Source organism: Massilia sp. BSC265 (assembly GCF_000740675.1).
GTDB lineage: Bacteria > Pseudomonadota > Gammaproteobacteria > Burkholderiales > Burkholderiaceae_D > Telluria.
The window spans coordinates 96815-120133 of record NZ_JPXI01000018.1; the positions used below are offsets into that span (position 1 = coordinate 96815).

18 protein-coding genes are annotated in these 23319 nt (G+C 65.0%); 5 read left to right on the forward strand and 13 right to left on the reverse strand.

Going from position 1 to position 23319, the window contains the following annotated elements; all coding sequences use genetic code 11:
* Positions 1-9: 9 nt before the first annotated feature.
* From cysD to cobA, 3 genes are read left to right on the forward strand one after another with little or no spacing between them, the layout of a single operon-like run.
* Positions 10-948 carry a sulfate adenylyltransferase subunit CysD gene (gene cysD / locus MA09_RS02890; RefSeq protein WP_036245250.1) on the forward strand — a complete coding sequence of 313 codons (939 nt, stop codon included), beginning with the start codon at positions 10-12 and terminating at the stop codon, positions 946-948.
* Positions 948-2255, forward strand: coding sequence for a sulfate adenylyltransferase subunit 1 (locus MA09_RS02895; RefSeq protein ID WP_036245252.1), 1308 nt, complete (start codon positions 948-950; stop codon positions 2253-2255). Before cysD ends, MA09_RS02895 begins: the two co-directional genes overlap by 1 nt.
* Before the next feature lie 13 nt (positions 2256-2268).
* A complete protein-coding gene (gene cobA / locus MA09_RS02900; protein ID WP_036245255.1) occupies positions 2269-3006 on the forward strand; it encodes a uroporphyrinogen-III C-methyltransferase in 738 nt (245 codons plus the stop codon).
* 6 nt (positions 3007-3012) lie between these two features.
* On the opposite strand, the gene MA09_RS23555 is transcribed toward cobA, so the two are convergent.
* From MA09_RS23555 to lptF, 4 genes are all read right to left on the reverse strand, one after another.
* Positions 3013-5865, reverse strand: a complete 2853-nt coding sequence (locus MA09_RS23555; protein WP_051933111.1) for a DUF4214 domain-containing protein — start codon at positions 5863-5865, stop codon at positions 3013-3015.
* A 197-nt stretch (positions 5866-6062) separates the two neighbouring features.
* Positions 6063-6431, reverse strand: coding sequence for a sirohydrochlorin chelatase (locus MA09_RS02910; protein WP_036245257.1), 369 nt, complete (start codon positions 6429-6431; stop codon positions 6063-6065).
* Positions 6431-7615, reverse strand: coding sequence for an LPS export ABC transporter permease LptG (gene lptG, locus MA09_RS02915; RefSeq protein ID WP_036245259.1), 1185 nt, complete (start codon positions 7613-7615; stop codon positions 6431-6433). The genes MA09_RS02910 and lptG overlap by 1 nt, the downstream gene beginning before the upstream one ends.
* A complete protein-coding gene (gene lptF / locus MA09_RS02920; RefSeq protein ID WP_036245261.1) occupies positions 7612-8778 on the reverse strand; it encodes an LPS export ABC transporter permease LptF in 1167 nt (388 codons plus the stop codon). The genes lptG and lptF overlap by 4 nt, the downstream gene beginning before the upstream one ends.
* Before the next feature lie 76 nt (positions 8779-8854).
* Here lptF and MA09_RS02925 point away from each other — a divergent pair, with 76 nt between their 5' ends.
* Entirely contained in the window at positions 8855-10357 is a 1503-nt protein-coding gene (locus MA09_RS02925; RefSeq protein ID WP_036245358.1) for a leucyl aminopeptidase, read from the forward strand.
* A gap of 122 nt (positions 10358-10479) precedes the next feature.
* On the opposite strand, the gene MA09_RS02930 is transcribed toward MA09_RS02925, so the two are convergent.
* The 3 genes from MA09_RS02930 to MA09_RS02940 all read right to left on the reverse strand — a co-directional run bounded on the left by MA09_RS02930 (position 10480) and on the right by MA09_RS02940 (position 11586).
* Complete coding sequence (locus tag MA09_RS02930) at positions 10480-10890, reverse strand: hypothetical protein (RefSeq protein WP_229440531.1); 411 nt, start codon at positions 10888-10890, stop codon at positions 10480-10482.
* 127 nt (positions 10891-11017) lie between these two features.
* Complete coding sequence (locus MA09_RS02935; RefSeq protein WP_036245268.1) at positions 11018-11233, reverse strand: DUF1653 domain-containing protein; 216 nt, start codon at positions 11231-11233, stop codon at positions 11018-11020.
* Between the two features lie 2 nt (positions 11234-11235).
* Positions 11236-11586, reverse strand: coding sequence for a hypothetical protein (locus MA09_RS02940; RefSeq protein ID WP_036245271.1), 351 nt, complete (start codon positions 11584-11586; stop codon positions 11236-11238).
* A 536-nt stretch (positions 11587-12122) separates the two neighbouring features.
* Between MA09_RS02940 and xth the strand changes: the two genes are divergently transcribed.
* Entirely contained in the window at positions 12123-12890 is a 768-nt protein-coding gene (xth, locus tag MA09_RS02945) for an exodeoxyribonuclease III (protein ID WP_036245360.1), read from the forward strand.
* Positions 12891-12928: 38 nt separating this feature from the next.
* Here xth and MA09_RS02950 read toward each other — a convergent pair whose 3' ends face one another.
* From MA09_RS02950 to MA09_RS02975, 6 genes are all read right to left on the reverse strand, one after another.
* Positions 12929-15571 carry an EAL domain-containing protein gene (locus tag MA09_RS02950; RefSeq protein ID WP_051933112.1) on the reverse strand — a complete coding sequence of 881 codons (2643 nt, stop codon included), beginning with the start codon at positions 15569-15571 and terminating at the stop codon, positions 12929-12931.
* Positions 15572-15712: 141 nt separating this feature from the next.
* Positions 15713-16936 carry a 2-methylaconitate cis-trans isomerase PrpF gene (gene prpF / locus MA09_RS02955; protein WP_036245273.1) on the reverse strand — a complete coding sequence of 408 codons (1224 nt, stop codon included), beginning with the start codon at positions 16934-16936 and terminating at the stop codon, positions 15713-15715.
* Positions 16937-17064: 128 nt separating this feature from the next.
* Positions 17065-19671 carry a Fe/S-dependent 2-methylisocitrate dehydratase AcnD gene (gene acnD, locus MA09_RS02960; protein WP_036245276.1) on the reverse strand — a complete coding sequence of 869 codons (2607 nt, stop codon included), beginning with the start codon at positions 19669-19671 and terminating at the stop codon, positions 17065-17067.
* Between the two features lie 9 nt (positions 19672-19680).
* On the reverse strand, positions 19681-20841 hold the full coding sequence (gene prpC / locus MA09_RS02965; protein ID WP_036245301.1) for a 2-methylcitrate synthase: 1161 nt from the start codon (positions 20839-20841) through the stop codon (positions 19681-19683).
* Positions 20842-20863: 22 nt separating this feature from the next.
* The gene (prpB, locus tag MA09_RS02970) at positions 20864-21754 is read right to left on the reverse strand and encodes a methylisocitrate lyase (RefSeq protein ID WP_036245302.1); all 891 of its coding nucleotides are present in this window, start codon (positions 21752-21754) and stop codon (positions 20864-20866) included.
* Positions 21755-22219: 465 nt separating this feature from the next.
* Positions 22220-23245, reverse strand: coding sequence for an IS110-like element ISMass1 family transposase (locus MA09_RS02975; protein WP_036245303.1), 1026 nt, complete (start codon positions 23243-23245; stop codon positions 22220-22222).
* Positions 23246-23319 lie beyond the last annotated feature (74 nt).

Here is a 23319-nt window from a genome sequence, read left to right on the forward strand (position 1 = left end):
CAAAACAACATGACGACAGTTTTCGACAATCCGGCCGTCCTCACCGACGTGAATGCGCGCCACCTCGACGCCCTCGAATCCGAGGCCATCCACATCCTGCGCGAAGTGGCGGCCGAATGCAGCAACCCTGCCCTGCTATTCTCGGGCGGCAAGGATTCGGTCGTCCTGTTGCGCCTGGCCGAAAAGGCCTTCCGCCCGGGTAAGTTCCCCTTCCCGCTGGTCCACATCGACACCGGCCACAACTTCGACGAAGTGATCGCCTTCCGCGACGCCCGCGTGGCGGAACTGGGCGAGCGCCTGATCGTCGGCTCGGTCGAGGATTCGATCAAGCGCGGCACCGTGCGCCTGCGTAACCCGCAGACCGATTCGCGCAACGCCGCCCAGGCCGTGACCCTGCTGGAAACCATCGCCGAACACGCTTTCGATGCCTGCATCGGCGGCGCCCGCCGCGACGAAGAGAAGGCCCGCGCCAAGGAGCGCATCTTCTCCTTCCGCGACGAATTCGGCCAGTGGGACCCGAAGGCCCAGCGCCCGGAACTGTGGGACCTGTATAACACCCGCGTCCACCCGGGCGAGAACATGCGCGTGTTCCCGATCTCGAACTGGACGGAACTCGACGTTTGGCAGTACATCGCCCGCGAGAAGCTGGCCCTGCCGTCGATCTACTTCGCGCACGAGCGCCAGGTCATCCCGCGCAACGGCCTGCTGGTGCCGCTCACGCCACTGACCCCGGCCCGCGAGGGCGAGCAGGTCGAGACCCGTACCGTGCGCTTCCGCACCGTGGGCGACATCTCCTGCACCTGCCCGGTGGCCTCGCTGGCTAGCACCGTGGAGAACATCATCGCCGAGACGGCCGTCACCGAAGTGACCGAACGCGGCGCGACCCGGATGGACGACCAGACCTCCGAAGCCTCGATGGAAAAACGCAAGAAGCAAGGATATTTCTGATGAACGCCCTGACTGACAACCTGAACCAGCGCGGTCTGCTGCGCTTCATCACCGCCGGCTCCGTCGACGACGGCAAGAGCACCCTGATCGGCCGCCTGCTGTTCGACAGCAAGGGCATCTTCGCCGACCAGCTGGCCGCCGTCTCGCGCTCGAAGCACAAGCGCACCGTGGGCGACACCATCGACCTGTCGCTGCTGACCGACGGCCTGGAAGCCGAGCGCGAACAGGGCATCACCATCGACGTGGCCTACCGCTACTTCGCCACGCCGAGGCGCAAGTTCATCATCGCCGACACCCCGGGCCACGAGCAGTACACCCGCAACATGGTGACCGGCGCCTCGACCGCCGACGCCGTGATCATCCTGGTGGACGTCTCGAAGGTGAAGCTGCGCGAAGATGGCGGCGTGGAGCTGCTGGTGCAGACCAAGCGCCACTCGACCATCGCCAAGCTGCTGCAGATCGAGCACGTGATCGTGGCCGTCAACAAGATGGACCTGGTGAACTACGACCAGGCCGTGTACGACCGCATCGTCGCCGCCTACGGCGAGTTTGCGCAATCGCTCGGCCTGAAGGACGTGACCGCGATCCCGCTGTCGGCACTCAGCGGCGACAACGTGGTGACGAGCTCCGAGAACATGCCGTGGTACCAGGGCCCGACCCTGATCGAGCTGCTCGAAGGCCTGTCGGTCTACGACGAGTCGCACGCCGCCCCGTTCCGCTTCCCGGTGCAGCTGGTGGCGCGCCACAACGGCCACGAGGCCAAGGACTTCCGCGGCTACATGGGCCGCATCGAGTCGGGCAAGGTGTCCGTGGGCGACAAGCTGGTGGTGCAGCCCTCTGGCCAGACCGCCACGGTGAAGGAGATCGTCACCTTCGACGGCTCGCTGCGGACGGCCGTGGCCGGGCAGTCGGTCACCTTGCTGCTGAACGAATACTTGGACATCTCGCGCGGCGACCTGCTGGCAAGCAGCGAGCAGCCGGCGACCCAGCTCAAGCAGGTGGTGGCGGACGTGTGCTGGATGTCGGACGAGCCGCTGGATGCGCGCCGCAAGTACTGGATCAAGCACGGCACCCGCCAGACCGCGGCCAAGATCAAGCAGGTCGACAGCATCCTGGACGTCAACACCCAGCAACGCCATTCTGCTGAAGGCCTGAAGCTGAACGACATCGCCACCGTGCAGATCACCGTCCAGCAGCCGCTGGCGGCCGACGCCTACGCCGACAACCGCGCCACCGGCGCCTTCATCCTGATCGACGAAGTCACCCACCAGACCGTTGCGGCAGGTATGATCCGTCTGGATCAATAAACGAAGGAGAGGTATGACGGCACTGGGCAAAGTCTATCTGGTAGGAGCCGGACCCGGTGCCGCCGACCTCATCACCGTACGCGGCGCGCGCCTGCTGGGGCAGGCCGACGTCGTGCTCTACGACGCCCTCGTCACGCCCGAGATGCTGGACCTGTGCCGGCAGGCGGAGCTGATCTCCGTCGGCAAGCGCTCGGGCCAGCGCTCCACGGCGCAGACCCTCATCAACCAGCAGCTGGTCGAATGTGCCGGCAAGTTCCGCCACGTGGTGCGCCTGAAGGGCGGCGACCCGATGCTGTTCGGTCGCGCCGACGAGGAATTGCGGGCGCTGGAAGCGGCCGGCATCGAGGTGGAAGTCGTCCCCGGCATCACCACCGCGGTCGCGGCGGCGGCAGCGACCAAGCAGCCGCTCACCAAGCGCGGCGTGGCGCGCAGCGTCGCCTTCTTCACTTCCAGCACCGCGCCCGACCAGCCCGACCATCGGCATGCCGCACCACCCGCCCTGCCCGAGACCGACACCCTGGTCCAGTACATGGGCGGCCGCGAGGCGGCGGCAACCGCCGAGCGCCTGCTGGCGGAAGGGCGGCGACCGGATCTGCCTGTCGTTGTCGTGGAAAACTGCAGCCGGGCGGATGAATGCATCCTGCGCTTGACGCTGTCGGACCTGGCGCGCGGGCTCGAGCCCGGGCATGGGCCCGTGCTGGTGATGCTTGGCGAAGCGCTCGCGCGACGCGAGCACCAGCCGTCCGACTGAATCTCCTTATACCCAGGGGGTGAACTCGATCCCGTGCTGGATCGTGCCGATCACCTGCGCCTGGTTTTCCGGGCTTTCGCTGAACGACACCAGCACCTCCTCGCGCGGCGCGCGGTGGACCGACAGCGCATCGATCCAGAACTGACGTCCTTCGGCATCGCCGGCGCGGTGCAGCACGTTGTTGTACAGCAGGTCGACGAACTGGGCGTCGGTGGTCGAGCTTCCATACAGGCGGGCGAATTCCTCGCTGCCCATGAAGCCGCGCGCCGCCTGGGCGAGGCTGGCGCCCTGGTCGAGGCTGTTGATCCAGCCGCCCAGGCCCGCTTTGTCGGGCGCACGGTTCAGTGCCGCCTGATACAGGCGGTAGGCCTGGCCGGCATGCCCGTCGATGTCCAGCGCAATCGACACGTCCGCGAACTTGATGCGCTCCATGTTCACCAGCGTGTCGACGCTGCCGCCGACGCGGTCGGTGACCGTGATGCCGGCCGCGCCGCGCGCCAGCGTGAACTCGTTCCTGGCGCCCTCGTAGACGAGGGTGTCGATGCCGGCGCCGCCGTCATACTTCTGGCTTCCCAGCATGGCCCTGAACACGTCATTCCCCGTTTTTCCGCTGATCATGGGGTTGTACTCGATGCCGTTTGCAAGTGCGCCGCTCAGTTGCGCCTTGTTCTCGGCGCTTTCGCTGAAATCGGCGAGGACGCGTTCGCGCGACGCGGTGCCCGAAGCAAGCGCACCGATCCAGAAGCTGCGGCCCTCGGCGTCACCGGGGCGATGCAGGACATTCTGGTACAGGAGATCGACGAACTGGGCGTCGGTGCGCGCATCGAAGCGGCTCATGAACTCCGTGCTGCCCGTGAAGCCGCGCGCGACTTGCTCCAGGCTCGCGCCATTGTCCAGGGCGTTGATCCAATGTCCCAGGCCGTCCTTGTCCGGCGTGCGGTTCAGCGCCGCCTGGTACAGGCGATAGGCCTGACCCGCATTGCCTTCGATGTCGAGTGCGAGCGCGGTGTCGGCAAACTGGAGGCGCTCGATATTCACCAGGGTGTCGGTACCGCCGGAACCGAAGAAATCGTTCACCACGACGCCGGTGCTGCCGAGTGCGATGCCGTAGGCGCTTTTGCGCCCCCCAAAGACCATGGTGTCGATGCCTCCCAGTCCGTCGATCCGCTGGCTTCCTGCCTGGGCAGCGAACACGTCGCCGAGGTGATTGCCATACGAGGTGGCTGCCGCTCCGCCGCCAGTCTGGGTGCCGCTCCCGGAAGTTCCGGGAGCGACCGGCGCCGGCGCCGGTGCAGGTGCCGGTGCGGGTGCAGGCGTCACGACCGGGGTCGGTGTTACTGCCGGAGCCGGAGCCGTGCTTACCGTGGGCGCGGACCCCACCGGTGCCGGCTCGCGCCCGGCCAGCACACGGGCCTCGACCTGGACCGTGCCGTCGGCCTGGGTATCGATCCAGGCGGCAGCGAATCCGCCGTTGGCCAGCGCGCTCAAGACGGGGTTGGCCTGGTCTCCCTGGCGCATTTCGTTGATCCCGAATTCACGCGCGTCGATCGCGGCGCCGTCGGCACCGAAGCGCCGGCCGAAAACGCCATTGCCATCGAAATCGCCGCCCGCGCTCTGCCATGCGATGAGGAAGCCGCCGTCGGCAAGCGCGACCGTGGTTGCCTCGAAACGGCCGCCGCCGGCGTCAAGGTTCGCCTGTGTCATGTAGCCGAGGCGCTTGCCGGCGGCGTCGAAGCGCTGGAAGAAGATGTCGCTGCTCGCGAAGCCCCAAGGGGAATTCGCATAGCTGTCCCAGGTCACCACGAAGCCGCCACCGGCCAGCACGGTGACCGTCGGCTGCGGCGCCGCCGTGGCGATGCTGGCGGCCAGCCCGTCTCCGCTCACCAGGATCGGCGCACCGCCGGCCTGCGCGGCATAGACGTTGCCGTCGCCCAGTTCGCCCCAGGCGACCACATAGCCGCCGGCGCTTGCCGCGATGCTCGGGCTGAAGGCCGTGCCCAGCGTTCCGTATACCTGTTCGCTACCTTGCAGGTTGCCGTTGGCGTCGGCCGTGCGGACATGCACCTGGCCGGCGCTGCGCCAGGCGACGACAAAGGAACCGTCGCGCAATGCGGCCACGTCGGGCATGGCGGTATCCGGGCCTGCAGCCCCCACGACGACTTCGGCGCCCGGGTTGCCGTTGGCGTCGAGGACGCGGTAGGCGATGCGGCTACCGGCGCCATCCGTGCTGGTGTAGGCCACCACCGAACGACCAGCCGCCAGCGCGGCCACTACCGGCGCGCCCTCCACCGCCCCGTCGCTGGTCGAGCTGATGGCGACCACCGGGCCCTGTGCGGCACCGGCGGCGCTGCGCAGCTGTCCGACGACGCTACCGTTGGGCGCCTGCCACACCACGATGAAGGAGCCGGTCGACAGCGTCGCCAGCTCGGGGTTGCCCGACGGCGCGGCCGCACCGAGGCCGAACTCGCTGCCGAACCCGGCCAGGTCGCGCGAGCTGCCCGCTTCGACGTTGTACACCAGCGTCTCGGCGATCCCCTTACCCGGCAGCGGATTGCCGTAGCCGTCGATCTGGTAGCGGTCGTAGTAGTGCACGGTGACGGTCACGCCGCTGCCGGCAGCCGGCAGCAAGGCCGCGTCCTTGACGATCAGGCGCGCCGTGGTGTCCGTCGCCGGGTTGTAGGAAATCGAGAACAGTCCCGGCACCGACTGGGCGTCGATGACCCAGCGGCCGCCGGTCGGCAGTCCCCAGTCGATCGGGGTCAGCGTGGCGGCAATATCGCCGGTGCGCAGGGTGGTGAAAAGATAGTCGCGGTCGTCGAGGATGCCGACGGGTGCGTAATCGATGGTATCGGTGCTCATGGGCGCATGTTTCTGAAAGTAGGCCGCGCGGCGCGCGGACTGGACAGAAACATGATGCCCTACGGAAATCTGTATTTAAAGACGGAAATTAAATTCCGTGTGGCAATATGGCGGAAAACCAACGTAATATTGCCGGGTTTGCCAAGCCTGTTAGTGCTTTATCAGCAGAAAACTGGACAAGCTGGAAAGAAGTGTGCTTAGCCCATTGCGCGGATGCAGTAATCGCTCATCGCCGCCTGCACCTCCGGGTCTTCGCCGATCGCTCCTGCAAGCTGCAGGCGCAGGCCCGGATGGGCGCTGCGGATGCCCTCCGCCAGTTGCGGCAGGTCGCGCAGCAGGTGCCCGCCCTGCCCCAGGAACACCGGCACCACCGTGATGTCGTCGACGCCTTCGGCGACCAGTGCACCGACCGCCTCCGGCAGGCGCGGTTCCATCAGTTCGAGGAAGGCCAGCCTTACCTGCACGCCAGGCAGCCTGAGCTGCGATTGGTCACGCAGGCGCTCGAAAGGCGCCGCCCAGGACTGGGCGCGGGCGCCGTGTGCGAAGAGGACGAGTGCGCGTTTCATCAATGCCTTTCCACCCACATCAGGGCGCCAATGGCCAGCAACAGGAACAGCAGGCTCGGTGCGGCGGCCGTGAGGAAAGCCGGCAGCGCGGTCAGCAGGCCGAGGTTCGAGAACAGGGCATTGAGCAGCAGGAAGCCGACGCCGATCATGATGCCCACGAAAATCTTGAGGCTTACGCCGCCGCTGCGCGTGTGCAGGTAGGCGAAGGGCAGCGCCAGCGCCATCAGTACCAGGATCGACAGCGGATCGATGAGCTTCTTCCAGAATGCCACCTTGAAACGCCCGGTCTCCTGGCGGTTCTCCGCCAGGTGGCGCGTGTAGACGGCCAGTTCGTTGGCCGACATGCGCTCGGGATCGGAACGCGACACGGACAGGATCTTGGGCGTGATTTCCGAGGCCAGGTCGAGCGTGTCGAGCTTGCGGGTGGAGACGGCGGCAGTGTCCTGGCCGAAGGCGGCGGCGATCGACTGGCCCTGCGGCACCGGGGTGCCCGGCGCGGGCAGCACGCGGCTGTTGGAGAACATGGTTTCGGTGACGCCGGCCAGGCGCCAGGTATTGTTGCCGCGATAGCTGCCGCTGCTGGCGGTGATCAGGGCGCGCATGCGCATGTTGGCATCGAATTCGTACAGGCGCACGTCGACCAGCTGGCCGTCCGGGCGGATCTGGCGCACGTTGAAGAAGCGCGTGCCGGTCACCGGGCCCTTGACGCCCTCGGCATGGATGCTGTCCTTGGTCCACATCCCCGAGCGGAACTCGGCCGACATGGCCGAGCCCTTGGCCGACAGGCGCACGCGCTCGGCCAAAGGTGCGGTGCGGGGCGTGATCAGTTCGCCGAAGATGAAGGTGACCAGGACCAGCACGAGGCCGACCTTGAACAGCATCGAGGCCGCCATCCGCGTCGACATCGACGAGGCGCGCATGATGGTGAACTCGGAGCTCGAGGCGAACTGCGCCATCGTGTAGATGGTGCCGATCAGGGCCGCCACCGGCATCACCTGGTAGACGTTGCCCGGCACCAGCAGCAGTACGTACATCAACGCATGCTCGAATTCGTAGCCGCCCTTGCCCACCGAAGGCAGCTCCTGGGTCAGGTCCATGAACGAGATCAGGGCGAGGAAGGCGACCGCCACGAAGGCGACCGCCTGCAGGATGTTGACCGCGAAGTAGCGTTGCAGGATGCTCATTCGGCCTCCACCCTGGCCAGCGGCTGGGGTGCCAGGGCCTTGCGGCGGGCGCCGCGGAGCCGTTTCCAGGCATTGAGCAAGGCCAGCGGATGCCAGCGGTGGTTGACGTTCAGGCGCCAGGCGAACAGCGCCGCCACCGTGAGCGCAGCGGCCAGGTGCAAGGGCCACCAGGCCATGTCGAATTCGAGCCTGCCACGCTGGACGCTTCTCTCCATCATTTTGTTCAGGTTCAGGTAGGTGAAGAAGATCAGCAGCGCCAGGATCATGTTGGCCGAACTGCCGGCGCGTGGATTGACGAAGCCGAGCGGGATGGCCAGCAGCATCAGCACCAGGCAGATGATGGGCGGAGAGATGCGCGCCAGCAGCTCGGCGCGGGTGTACTGGTTCTCGACCTGCAGCAGCGCCGAGGTGGGCAATGCATTGGTCGGCGTGTCGGTGCCGAGTACCGGCATCCGGGTGGCGACGCGCATCTTGTAGCGGTCGAACTCCATCGACTGGAAGTCGGCCTGCCCCGGGGTGCCGGAATAGCGCCGGCCGTTGCTCAACACCAGGTATTGGCCGCCCTTGGCATCGGTCTCGATGACGCCTTCCTTGGCGACGACCACGGAGGTATTGCCGTTCTTGTCGCGCGAATTGACGAACACGTTCTGCACCACGGTGGCGCCGGTGGTGGAACGCTCGACGAAGAACACGCGGTCGGCGGAGGACGATTCGCGGAACTGCCCGGGCGCCACGCGCTTGAGGTCTTCGCGCTTCTGGAAGCGCTCCACGAATTCCGCGCGTTTCAGGGCTGCCCATGGCGCCGCCACCAGCGACAGCGCCGCGACCAGCGCGACGATCGGCAGGCCGAAAGTGAGCACCGGGCGGATCCAGCGCATCAGGGAGCTGCCGGAGGCGAACCAGACGACCATTTCGGAATCGCGGTAGCTGCGCGTGACCGCGGCCAGCACCGAGATGAAGACCGTGAGGGTCAGGATGGTGGGCAAGTAATTGAGGATGGCGAAACCGATAAGGGCCAGGACGTCGCTTGGGTCAACCTTGCCGCCGGCGGCCGTGCCCAGGACTTTGATGAGCGTCCAGGTGACCAGGATCGTGAACAGCACCGTAAAAGTGGCGCCGGCCGAGCTGGCCAATTCACGTTGCAGGGCGCGTCGAAAGATCATTCAATAATAGCTATAATTGCAGGTTAGGCACGTTGGTAAGCAAATGCGCCGCGAAAACAAACCGGAGAACCAAAAAATGGACTTTAGCATAAAAGCATTCGACACCAAGACCACCCTGGCCGCTGCGAAAGCCGGCGTAGTGGCGGTTGCCGTGTTCGAAAACAAGACGCTGTCGCAGGCTGCCAAGGCCCTGGATGCCGGCGGCGACATCACCGCGGCGGTCAAGTCCGGCGACATCAGCGGCAAGGCCGGTTCAACCCTGCTGCTGCGCGGCGTGGCCGGCGTCGCCGCGGCACGCGTGCTGCTGGTGGGCATGGGCACGGCCGAAGCCGTGACCGAAAAGAACTACAACACCGCCGTCAGCGCAGCCGTGAAGGTGTTCGCCACCCTGGGCAGCCAGGATGCCATTATCGCATTCCCGCTCGCGGATGTGAAAGACCGCGACATCAACTGGGCGGTGCGCGCACTGGTGATCGCCGCCAATGAGACCGAACACAGAACTGATACGCAAAAGAGCAAGAAGGATCCGGCGCCTGCCGGCGTGCGCAAGATCACCATTGCCGCCGATGCCGCGAACGCCGCCACCGCACTCAAGCCGGTCCTGACCCAGGCCATCGCAATCTCGAACGGCATGGCGCTGACCAAGGAGCTGGGCAACCTGTCGCCGAACGTCTGCACCCCGACCTACCTGGCCAATACCGCACGTTCGCTGGCCGACGAGTATGGCTTCGACATCGAAGTTCTGGAGCGCAAGCAGCTCGAGGCGCTGAAGATGGGCAGCTTCCTGTCGGTGGCCAAGGGCAGCGACGAAGCGCCGAAGTTCATCGTGCTCAAGCACATGGGCGGCAACAAGAAGGATGCGCCGGTGGTGCTGGTCGGCAAGGGCATCACCTTCGACACCGGCGGCATTTCGCTCAAGCCGGGGCCGAACATGGACGAGATGAAATACGACATGTGCGGTGCCGGTTCGGTGCTCGGCACCTTCCGCGCCATCGGCGAGATGGGCTTGAAGCTGAACGTGGTCGGCATCGTGGCGGCCTGCGAAAACATGCCGTCGGGCCGTGCTACCAAGCCGGGCGACATCGTGACCTCGATGAACGGCCTGACCATCGAAATCCTGAATACCGACGCCGAAGGCCGCCTGATCCTGTGCGACGCCCTCACCTACGCCGAGCGCTTCAAGCCGGCCGCTGTCGTGGACATCGCAACGCTGACCGGCGCCTGCATCGTGGCCCTGGGCCACCACACCAGCGGCCTGTTCACCCGCCACGACGACGCGCACGACGCACTGGCCGAGGAACTGCTGGACGCCGGCAAGCAGGCCGGCGACGTGGCATGGCGTTTCCCGCTGGGCGAACACTACAACGAGCAGCTGAAGTCGAACTTCGCCGACCTGGCCAACATCGGCACCCCGGGCGCAGCCTCGATCACCGCGGCCTGCTTCCTGGAGAACTTCACCCGCAAGTACACCTGGGCTCACCTGGACATCGCCGGCACTGCCTGGAAGTCGGGCGCAGCCAAGGGCGCGACCGGCCGTCCGGTGCCGCTGCTGACCACCTTCCTGATGAACCGCGTGTAATGCGCGAAAGTGCTGCGATGAAATATCCTTTCACCGCAGCTCTCAGGTGAAATATTATTTCACCGAGAAAAATAGCCCAGAAAAAAACAGCCCCGCGTGCGGGGCTGTTTCATTTTTACGCTTCAGAACACCGGGCTCTCGACCCGCTGGGATGCCGCCAGTTCCGCCGCCGGCTTGGCCGGTGCCATCAGCACCGTCAGGTTGGCCGGGTAGGACCAGCTGGCCCCCGAATATTTATCCACCGCGAATCCCATGCCGGCGCTGATGATCACATTGCCCATCAGGCTCATCGCATCGGGACGCGAGCCGAAGGCTTCCTGCGCCGTGCCCATGCCCTCTTTCTTGCAACTGACGACCAGGGGCTCGGCGCTGCGCGAGATGGTGACGCGCCCGGGGGCCACGACGAACCAGCGTCCCAGGTTGTTGGTCAGCAGGCATCCCACTCCGCCGACTTCCTGGTAGTCGAGCACGGCGTGCACTTCGACCTGCTGTTGCAGAGGCGCATCGGACACGGTGGCGCAAGCACCCAGCACGAGCGCTGCGGATAACGAGGGAAGTACGGAAAGGAAAAGCCTGCGGGAGAAACGCGACATGGAGCCCACCAGAAATGCTGTATGCCCCATTAACGGCAGGCGAAAGCATATCCTGAGGGCAGAGACGCTATTTGTCCTGGTCGGCGCACAGTGCAGTAAAGCGCGGCACCATGGCGCCATCGACGCTGACGGTCTCGAAGAAGGCAGCCCGCGGACGCACCCAGACGGCGCCGTCCTGGCCGCGGTAGACCATCACGGGAGTATGGTCTGCTTCCATCACGGCTTCGCAGACCAGCTCGTAGATGCCGCCCTTGTAATGGCGGTAGCGCCTGGCAGCCGGCAAGATCAGACCTTGCTGTCCTCGAGGGTCTTCTGCTTCTTCTTGAGGCCCTGGATGACCTTCAGCACGCCTTCCATGCCGGCGGCCTCGTCCAGCTCGCTGAAGGCGTCGAGCACTTCGTTGAGCACGCGGTTACGCACCGCCGCTTCGTCTTGCGTGACAGCAGGCTTCTGCTCGGCTTCCTTGGCGAACTTCGACGGCGCCTCGGCCGCGGCCTTGGCGCCATGCGTCAGGGCCGCCTGCCAGATTACCCAGCGGCGCTGGGTTTCATAGACGAGGTATTCCTCGGGCTTGTCTTCGCGGCGGCGGGTGATGTGGCCTTCGCGTTGGGCCCACGCTTCGAATGCAGTGCGCATTTCAGTCCTTTGTAAATCAGCGTTCGGGTTCATTTGCTATCGAAAAAACAAGGTTTCGAATAGTACCATTTTGCACCTTGCCAACATGCCCGCACGATTGAGCACGCATGGGACAACCGAACTTGTTCCTGGATTCGTAAATGGTACAACTTTAGTTGCCTTAGCGCAATTAGTATATTCCACAGAGAAACAGTGTTAAATGCCGTGGCGCTAGTTTAATTCTTTTGCGAACGTTTTTATAGTCCGCACGGGACAAATTCGCCAACTTCTTTATTAATTTATTAAGCAATTCTAGCATAGCCACTTGTACGGTACACAATGTTAGTGGCCCTTCAATAACAATTGCTGGGTGACTAGTATAAATACCACTGTCATACCATTCGCCATGATGCGGTCGGCATGGCCCCCTATCGCAACATGCGTTGCAATAGATCAAGAGCAGATGGAACCGTGAAATGATGATGGATAAGGCGGCCAGCTGTTCGCCCATCCGGCAAACGGTTATCATGCCGCCTTTGCTCCCCGCCCTGCCGCCCATGAAGATCGCCACCTGGAACGTCAATTCGCTGAAAGTCCGCCTCCAGCACCTGCTCACCTGGCTGGAAGCCAATCCGGTCGACGTCCTGTGCATCCAGGAGACCAAGCTTACCGACGACAGATTCCCGCTGGCCGACATCGAGGCCGCCGGCTACCACGCCGCTTTCACTGGCCAGAAGACCTATAACGGCGTGGCGATCCTGTCGAAGCACCCGATCGACGATATCCAGAAGAACAACCCGCACTTCGAGGACGAGCAGCAACGCATCCTCGCCGCGACCATCGCCGGCATGCGCATCGTCTGCGCCTACATGCCGAACGGGCAGGAAATCGGCAGCGACAAGTTTGCCTACAAAATGGCCTGGCTGGCCGCACTACGCGAATGGATCGCCGCCGAGATGCGCGCGCATCCGAACCTGGCCCTGCTGGGCGACTACAACATCGCGCCGGAAGAGCGCGACGTGCACGACCCGGCCGAATGGGAAAACCACATCCACTTCACGCCGCCTGAACGCGAAGCGATGCAGGAGCTGATGGGGCTGGGACTGAAAGACGCCTTCCGCCTGTTCGAGCAGTCGGAAAAACAGTACAGCTGGTGGGACTACCGCCAGATGGCCTTCCGCCGCAACCGCGGCCTGCGGATCGACCACATCCTCCTGAGCGAGACCTTGGCCAGTCGCTGCATCGCCTGCCACATCGACCGCGAGACGCGCAAGTGGGAGCAGCCGTCGGATCATGTGCCCGTGGTCGCGACCCTCGAAGACTGACACATGCCTTTGTAGGGTGGGCGGGGGACCCGCCCACCCTACTGCTCGACTGCGTCCGGCACCGGACTGACGAGCAGCCGCGCCGCCTCCGCAGCCGGCAGCGGGCGCGCAAACAGGTATCCCTGTGCGTACTGGCAGCCATAGCCGCCCAGCAGCTCGTACTGCCCTTCCGTCTCGACGCCTTCGGCCACCACTGACAGCCCCAGGCTGTTGGCCAGCGCCATCACCGCCGCCACGATGGCGCGGTCCTCCGAACTGGCTTCCAGCTCGCGCACGAAGGCGCGATCGATCTTGATCTTGCGGACCGGAAAGCGCTTCAGGTAGGCCAGGCTCGAATAGCCGGTGCCGAAATCGTCGATCGACAGGCGCATGCCCATGCCGTTGATCTGGCGGAGGATGTCGAGCGTATGGCCGCCATGCTGCATCAGCGCGGTTTCGGTAAGCTCGAATTCCACCAGCGACGGGTCGATCCCGGTCTCGCCGACGATGCGGCAGATCGAGGACACCAGCCCGTCGTGCATGAACTGGCGCGCCGACAGGTTGATCGCCAGCGGCACGGCAAGCAGCCCCTCGCGCTGCCACGCCATGTTCTGTTCACAGGCGGCGCGGATCACCCACTCGCCCACGGGGACGATCATCCCGTTCTCTTCGAGGATGGGGATGAATTCGTCCGGTCCCACCAGGAGTTTTCCATCCCGGCGCCAGCGCAGCAGTACCTCGAGCGCATGCAGGCGCCGCGTGGCGGTGTCGATGATGGGCTGGTAGTGCAGCTCGAATTCCTCGCGCGCCAGGGCCCCGCGCAGGTTTGACTCCAGCTCGAAGCGGCGGGCCGCCGCCTGGTTCATGCGCTGGTCGAAGAACTGGTAATTGTTGCGCCCTGCCGCCTTGGCGTGGTACATCGCCGCGTCGGCATGGCGCATCAGGGTTTCCACGTCGTTGCCGTCGTCGGGGCACAGGCAGATGCCGATCGACGGCGAGATGTGCAGGCTGTGGCCCTCGAACGGGAACGGGGTGGCGAGCAGGTCGATGATCTTGTCGGCTACCTTCGCGCAGTCCGGCGCGCCGTCGACATCCGACAGCAGCACCACGAATTCGTCGCCGCCCAGGCGCGCCACGGTGTCGCTGTCGCGCACGGCCGTGCACAGGCGCCGCGCCACCTCGCGCAGCAGCTGGTCGCCGGTGGCGTGGCCGAGCGAGTCGTTGATGGTCTTGAAGCGGTCGAGGTCGAGGAACATCACGGCCAGCCGACCTTTGCCATCCTTGGCATTGCGGTGTGCCGAGCGCAACGCGCACTCGAGCCGGTCGGACAACAGCGCGCGGTTCGGCAACCCGGTCAGGCTGTCGTGGTAGGCCATGTGGTGCACCCGCGCCTCGGCCTGGCGGCGCTCGGCGATTTCTTCCTGCAGCAAGGCGTTCGCCCCGGCCAGCTCGGCGGTGCGCTCGGCCACCCGGATCTCGAGCTCGTCGCGCGCGCGCCGGATCGCGTCGGCCGCCTCGCGCCGCGCGGTGACGTCGTCGATCAGCCAAACGCTGCGCCCCGTCTTCTCGGCAGCGTCGAACAGGCGGCCCGACAGGCGCGCCCAGAACAGCGTGCCGTCGCGACGCGCCATCCGGTATTCCGCCGTGTGCACCTGGCCGGCCTCGAAGCTGCGCGCGGTGTCGATGCGCGCCAGCTTCCAGCTGGCCTCGTCCGGGTACAAGGCGCGCACCGGGTTGCCATCCATGCCGCCGGCGGGGCTGCCAAACAGCTCCTCCATCTTGCTGTTGCAATGCAGGGTGACGCCGTCCTTGACCACCGCGATGCCGAGCACTGCGTTGTCGAGGATGGCGCGGTTCTCCATCAGCGCATTGCGCAGTTGGATCTCATCGAGACGCTCGCGGGTGCGATCCTCGAACATCCAGATGGTTCCCAGCTCCGGGTCTTCGGGATTGAACAGGTAGCCGTTGAGCTGGCTCCAGACGCGCGAGCCATCCTTGCGCACCAGCTCGGTCTCGGCGCGATAGGGGATGCCGCGCGCCAGCTGCGGATAGGCGAGCGCGCCGAAGTCGTGCCAGGACTGGTCGTCCGGGTAGATGATGCGGGTCGAGCGGCCCAGCGCCTCGCCGTCGCGGTAGCCGAATATCGCCGAGAAGGCCGGGTTGTAGCGCTGGATGATGCCGTTGCGGGTGTACAGGATGCCGATCGTGGCGTTCTTCATGATGGCCTGCACCTCGAACAGCGTCTGGCGCACATCGGTCACGTCCTCGGCGATCCAGATCGTGCCCGCCTCGCGCACCGCGGGGTCGACCGCGCGGCCACGCAGGCGCGCCCAGATGATCGAGCCGTCGCGCCGGCGGAACGGCTGCTCGCCCTTCTCGTACAGGCCGCCGGCAGCGAGCACCGGATAGGCTTCGGCCAACAGGGCCTGGTAATCCTCGGGCGTCGGGAAGATGTCGGCCGGATGAAGGGCGCACATGTCGGAGTAGGAATAGTCGAGCATCTCGCAGATGCGCGGGTTGCACGACTTGAACTGGCCCGGCAGCGTGAAGACGATGCCGACCGGCGCGCTTTCCAGGATGGCGTGCTGGTCGCGCAGGGCGATGCGCAGCATCTCGTGCTCGAGGTCGCCCCCATCGCCCAGCGGCTGGTCGGCAGGGGCGTTGCCGGCTGCGAGCTGGAGCTCGCGGGAGTGTCGGTCCATAGTGATTCTTGATTATCTCGGCTAACTTGCCATTTAGCAATCATAAACCACAAAGCCTTGATGTTCCAAAACTAACAGACACAAAAATGGGCCGTGTTGTTACGGCCCATCAATCATTCTTGCTTCACCTGCAGGCTTATTTCAAGCCTCCTCGAAATAATTGCCGGGAACCCGGACCCAGCCTTCCATCAGTACCCGCGCGCTGCGACTCATGATCGCTTTGGCAACACGCCATTCGCCGTTCGCCTGCACCGCTTCCGCCCCCACCCGCAGGGTACCGGACGGATGGCCGAAGCGCACTGCCGAGCGCTTGCTTTCCCCTCCTTCGCCACCGGCCGCCAGGTTGACCAGGGTGCCCGGGATGGCGGCGGCGGTGCCGATCGCCACCGCCGCCGTGCCCATCATCGCATGGTGCAGCTTGCCCATCGAGAGTGCGCGCACCAGCAGGTCGATGTCGGACGCCGCCACCTGCTTGCCGCTCGACGAGACGTAGCTTGCCGGCTTTGCCACGAAGGCCACCTTCGGGGTGTGCTGGCGCTTGGCCGCGTCCTCGATGCTGGCGATCAGGCCCATGCGTAGGGCGCCGTGGGCGCGGATGGTTTCGAACATGGCCAGGGCGCGCTGGTCGCCGTTGATGGCGTCCTGCAGTTCGGTACCGGTGTAGCCGATCGCGTCGGCATTCACGAAGATGGTCGGGATGCCGGCGTTGATCATGGTCGCTTCCAGCCGTCCGACACCGGGGACGTCCAGCTCGTCGACTACGTTCCCGGTCGGGAACATCGAATTTGCCACACCCGCGCCGGCGCCCTCCTCCTCGGCCGCCGGGTCGAGGAATTCCAGCTGCACTTCGGCGGCCGGGAAGGTCACGCCGTCGAGCTCGAAGTCGCCGGTCTCTTGCACCTCGCCGTTCGTGACCGGTACATGGGCGATGATGGTCTTGCCGATGTTGGCCTGCCAGATGCGCACCGTTGCCATGCCGTTCTGCGGCACGCGTTCCGGGTCGACCAGGCCGCTGGCGATGGCGAAGGGGCCGACCGCCGACGACAGGTTGCCGCAGTTGCCGCTCCAGTCGACGAAAGGCTTGTCGATCGAGACCTGGCCGAACAGGTAGTCGACGTCGTGGTCCGGGCGTTCGCTCCTGGCGACAATCACGGTCTTGCTGGTGCTCGAGGTAGCGCCGCCCATGCCGTCGATCTGCTTGCCGTAGGGATCGGGGCTGCCGATCACGCGCAGCAGCAGCGCATCGCGCGCCGGGCCGGGCACACGGGCGGCATCGGGGAGGTCCTCCAGGCGGAAGAACACGCCTTTGCTGGTGCCGCCACGCATGTAGGTGGCCGGGATTTTGATTTGAGGGGTATGTGCCATATGAATCCTTGTGGTGGCGACTCAACCGATTGTTGACCGCGTGGGCGGGAAACCCGCCCACCCTACGGATATCGATGTTCGTAGGGTGGGCAGGTCCCCTGCCCACGCGGTCGAATCACGTTCGCGTTTTACGCTGCGGCTTTCGGCGCCGACGACTCGAGGAAATCCTGCGCAAAACGCTGCAGCACCCCGCCCGCCTCGTAGATCGCCACTTCCTCGGCGGTATCGAGGCGGCAGGTCACCAAGACCTCGACGCGCTCGCCGTTGCGGCGGTGGATCACCAGGGTCAGGTCGGTGCGCGGGGTACGCGCGCCGATCACGTCGAAGGTCTCGGTGCCGTCGATGCCGAGTGTCAGGCGGTTCACGCCCGGCTTGAACTCGAGCGGCAGTACGCCCATGCCCACCAGGTTGGTGCGGTGGATGCGCTCGAAGCCCTCGGCCACGATCGCTTCCACGCCCGCCAGGCGCACGCCCTTGGCCGCCCAGTCGCGCGACGAGCCCTGGCCGTAGTCGGCGCCGGCGATCACGATCAGCGGCTGCTTGCGCTCCATGTAGGTCTCGATCGCTTCCCACATGCGCGACTCCAATCCTTCCGGCTCGATGCGCGCCAGCGAACCTGCTTTCACGTTGCCCATGGCGTCGCGCACCATCTCGTTCTTCAGCGTCGGGTTCGCAAACGTCGCGCGCTGCGCCGTCAGGTGGTCGCCGCGGTGGGTGGCGTAGGAATTGAAGTCCTCTTCCGGCAGGCCCATCTTCGCCAGGTACTCGCCGGCCGCCGAATCGAGCAGGATCGCGTTCGAGGGCGACAGGTGGTCGGTGGTGATGTTGTCGCCCAGGACCGCCAGCGGACGCATGCCTGCCAGCGTACGCTCGCCGGCCAGCGCGCCCTCCCAGTACGGCGGGCGGCGGATGTAGGTGCTCTGCGGGCGCCAGTCGTACAGCGGGCTGACCTTTTCGCCATCATCCGCGACACGCGCGAACATGGGGGTATAGACCTTGCGGAACTGCTCCGGCTTGACGCTGCTCGTCACCACGGCATCGATCTCTTCGTCGCTCGGCCACAAATCGGCCAGGCGGATCTCTTTGCCGGAAGCGTCCGTGCCCAGCACGTCCTTCTCGATGTCGAAACGGATGCTGCCCGCGATCGCATAGGCCACCACCAGCGGAGGCGAGGCCAGGAAGGCCTGCTTGGCGTAGGGGTGGATGCGGCCGTCGAAGTTGCGGTTGCCCGACAGGACGGCGGTCGCGTACAGGTCGCGCTCGATGATCTCCTGCTGGATGGTCGGGTCGAGCGCGCCGCTCATGCCGTTGCAGGTGGTGCAGGCGAATGCCACCACGCCGAAGCCCAGCTTCTCCAGTTCCGGCATCAGGCCGGCCTCTTCCAGGTACAGGGCGACGGCCTTGGAACCCGGTGCCAGCGAGCTCTTGACCCAGGGCTTACGGGTGAGGCCAGCACGGTTGGCGTTGCGGGCGATCAGGCCGGCCGCGATCATGTTACGCGGGTTGTTGGTGTTGGTGCAGCTGGTGATGGCGGCGATGATCACGGCGCCGTCCGGCATCAGGCCGGGCTCGTTCTCCACCACGCCTGCAATGCCGCGCGCGGCCAGCTCGGAGGTCGGCACGCGCTTGTGCGGATTCGACGGGCCGGCGATGTTGCGCACCACCGACGACAGGTCGAACGACAGCACGCGCTCGTACTGGGCGTTTTTCAGGCTGTCGGCCCACAGGCCGGCTTCCCTGGCGTAGGTCTCCACCAGGTGGACGGTCTCTTCCTCGCGACCGGTCAGGCGCAGGTACTTGATGGTCTGCTCGTCGATGTAGAACATCGCGGCGGTGGCGCCGAATTCCGGAGCCATGTTGGAGATGGTGGCGCGGTCGCCCAGGGTCAGGCTCGATGCCCCTTCGCCGTAGAACTCGAGGTAGGCGGAGACCACCTTCGACTTGCGCAGGAACTCGGTCAGCGCCAGCACGATGTCGGTGGCGGTGATGCCCGGCTGCGGCTTGCCCGTCAGCTCGACACCGACGATGTCCGGCAGGCGCATCCAGGAGGCGCGGCCCAGCATGACGCTTTCGGCTTCCAGGCCGCCCACGCCGATGGCGATCACGCCGAGCGCGTCGACCATCGGGGTGTGCGAGTCGGTACCGACCAGGGTATCCGGGTAGGCGACGCCCTGCTCCTGCTGGATCACCGGCGACATGCGCTCCAGGTTGATCTGGTGCAGGATGCCGTTGCCCGGCGGGATCACGTCGACGTTCTGGAAGGCCTTCTTGGTCCACTCGATGAAGTGGAAGCGGTCTTCGTTGCGGCGGTCTTCGATGGCGCGGTTCTTGGCGAAGGCGTCCGGGTCGAAGCCGCCGCACTCGACGGCCAGCGAGTGGTCCACGACCAGCTGGGTCGGGACCACCGGGTTGACCAGGGCAGGATCGCCACCCTGTTGGGCGATGGCGTCGCGCAGGCCGGCCAGGTCGACCAGCGCGGTCTGGCCCAGGATGTCGTGGCAGACCACGCGTGCCGGGAACCACGGGAAATCGAGGTCGCGCTTGCGCTCGATGATCTGCTTGAGCGAATCCAGCATGCTGGCCGGGTCGCAGCGGCGGACCAGGTTCTCGGCCAGCACGCGCGAGGTATATGGCAGCGTGTCGTAGGCGCCGGGCTGGATGGCGTCGACCGCGGCGCGCGTGTCGAAGTAGTCCAGGCCCGTGCCAGGGAGGGGTTTGCGGTGATTGGTGTTCATGATCCTTGATTACTTTCGATCGGCGATCGGCACGAACTGCAGGTCTTCCGGACCCACGTAGTTCGCGCTCGGGCGGATGATCTTGTTGTCGATGCGCTGCTCGATGATGTGCGCGGCCCAGCCCGAGGTGCGCGAGATCACGAACAGCGGCGTGAACATGGCGGTCGGCACGCCCATCATGTGGTACGACACGGCCGAGAACCAGTCCAGGTTCGGGAACATCTTCTTCACTTCCCACATCACCGATTCGAGGCGCTCGGCGATGTCGAACATCTTCATCGAGCCGGCTTCCTGCGACAGGGTGCGCGCCACTTCCTTGATCACCACGTTGCGCGGGTCGCTGATGGTGTACACGGGGTGGCCGAAGCCGATCACGACTTCCTTGTTCGCCACCCGGTTACGGATGTCCGCTTCGGCTTCGTCGGCGTTCTCGTAGCGCTTCTGGATTTCCAGCGCCACTTCATTCGCGCCGCCGTGCTTCGGGCCGCGCAGCGCGCCGATCGCGCCGGTGATGGCCGAGTGGATGTCCGAACCGGTGCCGGCGATCACGCGGGAGGTAAAGGTCGAGGCATTGAACTCGTGCTCCGCGTACAGGATCAGCGAGGTGTGCATCGCGCGCACCCACGACTCGCGCGGCTTTTCGCCGTGCAGCAGGTGCAGGAAGTGGCCGCCGATCGAATCGTCGTCGGTCTCGACCTCGATACGCTTGCCGCTATGGCTGAAGTGGTACCAGTACAGCAGCATCGAGCCGAAGGAAGCCATCAGGCGGTCGGCGATGTCGCGCGCGCCCGGGATGTTGTGGTCGTCCTTTTCCGGCAGCGTGCAGCCCAGCACCGAGACGCCGGTGCGCATCACGTCCATCGGGTGGGCGCCGGCCGGCAGCGCTTCCAGCGCGCTCTTTACCGCCTGCGGCAGGCCGCGCAGCGACTTCAGCTTGGCCTTGTAGCCCTTCAGTTCGGCGCTTGTGGGCAGCTTGCCGTGCACCAGCAGATAGGCGATCTCTTCGAATTCGCAGGAGTTGGCGACGTCCAGGATGTCATACCCGCGGTAGTGCAGGTCGTTGCCGGTCTTGCCGACCGAGCACAGCGCGGTATTGCCGGCGGCGACGCCGGACAGGGCCACCGATTTCTTCGGCTTGAACGTTGGGGTCTCGTTGTTCTGGTTGCTCATGCGTGAATCTCCTGTGATCGATTTATTTGGTCTTCTTCTCGGCGAACAGTGCGTCGAGCTTGGCTTCGAAACTGTGATAGTCGATGCGGTCGTACAGCTCGGCGCGGGTCTGCATCGTGTCGAGCACGTTCTTCTGGGTGCCGTCGCGGCGGATCGCGTTGTACACGTTCTCGGCCGCCTTGTTCATGGCGCGGAAGGCCGACAGCGGATACAGGGCGATGCTGACGTTGGCGCTGCGCAGCTCATCCAGCGTGAACAGCGGGGTCGCACCGAACTCGGTGATGTTGGCCAGCACCGGCACCTTGACGGCATCGGCGAACTGCTTATACATCTCGAGGCTGGTCATCGCTTCGGGGAAGATCATGTCGGCGCCGGCTTCCACGCAGGCAACGGCGCGCTCGATGGCAGCGTCCAGACCTTCGACCGCCAGCGCGTCGGTGCGCGCCATGATGACGAACTGCTCATCGGTACGGGCGTCGGCGGCTGCCTTCACGCGGTCGACCATTTCGTCCTTGCCGACGATTTCCTTGCCCGGACGGTGGCCGCAACGCTTGGCGCCGACCTGGTCCTCGATGTGGCAGGCGGCGGCGCCGGCCTTGATCAGCGAACGCACGGTACGCGCCACGTTGAAGGCCGAGGCGCCGAAGCCGGTATCGATGTCGACCAGCAGCGGCAGGTCGCACACGTCGGTGATACGGCGCACGTCGATCAGCACGTCTTCCAGGCCGGAGATGCCGAGGTCTGGCAGGCCCAGGGAACCGGCGGCGACGCCGCCGCCCGACAGGTAGATCGCGCGGTAGCCGGCACGCTTGGCCAGCAGCGCGTGGTTGGCGTTGATGGCGCCGATGACCTGCAGCGGGGATTCTTCCTGGACGGCCTTGCGGAAGGCGGCGCCGGCGGAGGTTTGGCTCATGCTTTTTACCTTTCTAATGATGCGTTACGGATGTCACCCGCTTGATTGCAAGTGGTGTGCCACCCCCGGACAGCAAGCTCCCTCTCTTTATATTCAAGCACTTGCGGGTGCCCGCGCATCGTCGAGTCTGAGCCGATGTTTCATCGATGTTTCATTATGAAACAAACGGAGGCCAAATGAAACATCACCAGCCGGCCAACGGGCAAGAAAATCTATGGCCACCCTCCTTTTTGCAAGCTGATTTTGTATGATGTAGTTGGCTTGCTCAAATCTATCCGGCGTCATGCTGGAGACTTGCTCCGCGCCACGATGAGAGTTCGCGCCTGATGGTCCTAAAAAAACCTGCGGCTTGATGAGCCGATTTTTTTGCCAGGTTATCCATCAGGCCGGTGTGCCGTTCACGTCATCCAGTATCAGCGTCGCAAAACCAAGTAGGTGGTTAGGTACAGCAAGCTCGGGAGGCCGTCACAGCGATGTGACGGCCTCTTGCATTTTGTATTCGGTATGGTGTGCGGCCATGGCCCAGGCCGTGCGGGCCAGCTTGTACGCCAGTGCGCACGCCACGACGTTGGAGTGTCGTCGCTCCAGCATGGAGCGGGCCCACTGCGCCAGGCGGTCGGTATGCCGGTCCAAACCGCGCATGTAGGATCGCGCGCATTGCACCAGCAGGCGTCGGATATTCTTGTCGCCACGTTTGCTAATGCCCAGCAGATTCGCTCTCCCACCAGTACTGTGCTGCTGGGGCACCAGGCCAAGCGAGGCGGCGAAATCGCGTCCGCAGCCATATTGCTTGCCGTCGCCCATCTCGGCCGACAAGGCGCTCGCAGTAATCGGTCCGACGCCAGGAATCGCCATCAGGCGCTGTCCAAGGTCGTCTTCCTGCAGTTGCCTGCCCAGCTCCTTTTCGAGCTCGTCGAGCTGCTCGTCGAGATACTTGATGTGGGCACGCAGTCTCTCGATCAGGCTGACCAGCCGTACTGGCAGAGCGTGCTCTGCCAGTACGGAAGGCAGGCGCCGTATGATTGCCGGGCCTTTGGGCAGGCCGATTCCAAACTCGAGCAGAAAGGCGTGGATCTGGTTGATTGCCTTGACCCGGTCGCGCATCAGCGACTCGCGCGTTCGGTGCAGGGCCGACAGGCATTGCTGGGCTTCAGTCTTGGGCGTGACAAAACGCATTGATGGCCGGCTGGCCGCTTCGCAGATCGCTTCTGCATCGATGAAGTCGTTCTTGTTGCCCTTGACGAAGGGCCGGACAAACTGAGGGGAAATGAGTTTGGCCTCGTGGCCAAGTGCCGACAGCTGCCGCGCCATCCAGTGGGCGCCGGCACAGGCTTCCATCACGATCGTGCAAGGCTGGAAGTTGGCGAGAAACGTGATCAGGTGCTTGCGGTCGAACTTCCTGCGCAACACCGCCTTGCCGTGCCGATCCTGTCCGTGCACGTGAAAGCCGTGCTTGCCGAGATCGATGCCGATGAGAGCGACGTCTTGCATGATGGCCTCCGTCCAAAAATGAAAACACCCTACAAGCTTAGTAACTTGTAGGGTGGAGGGTGACCATCTCATTA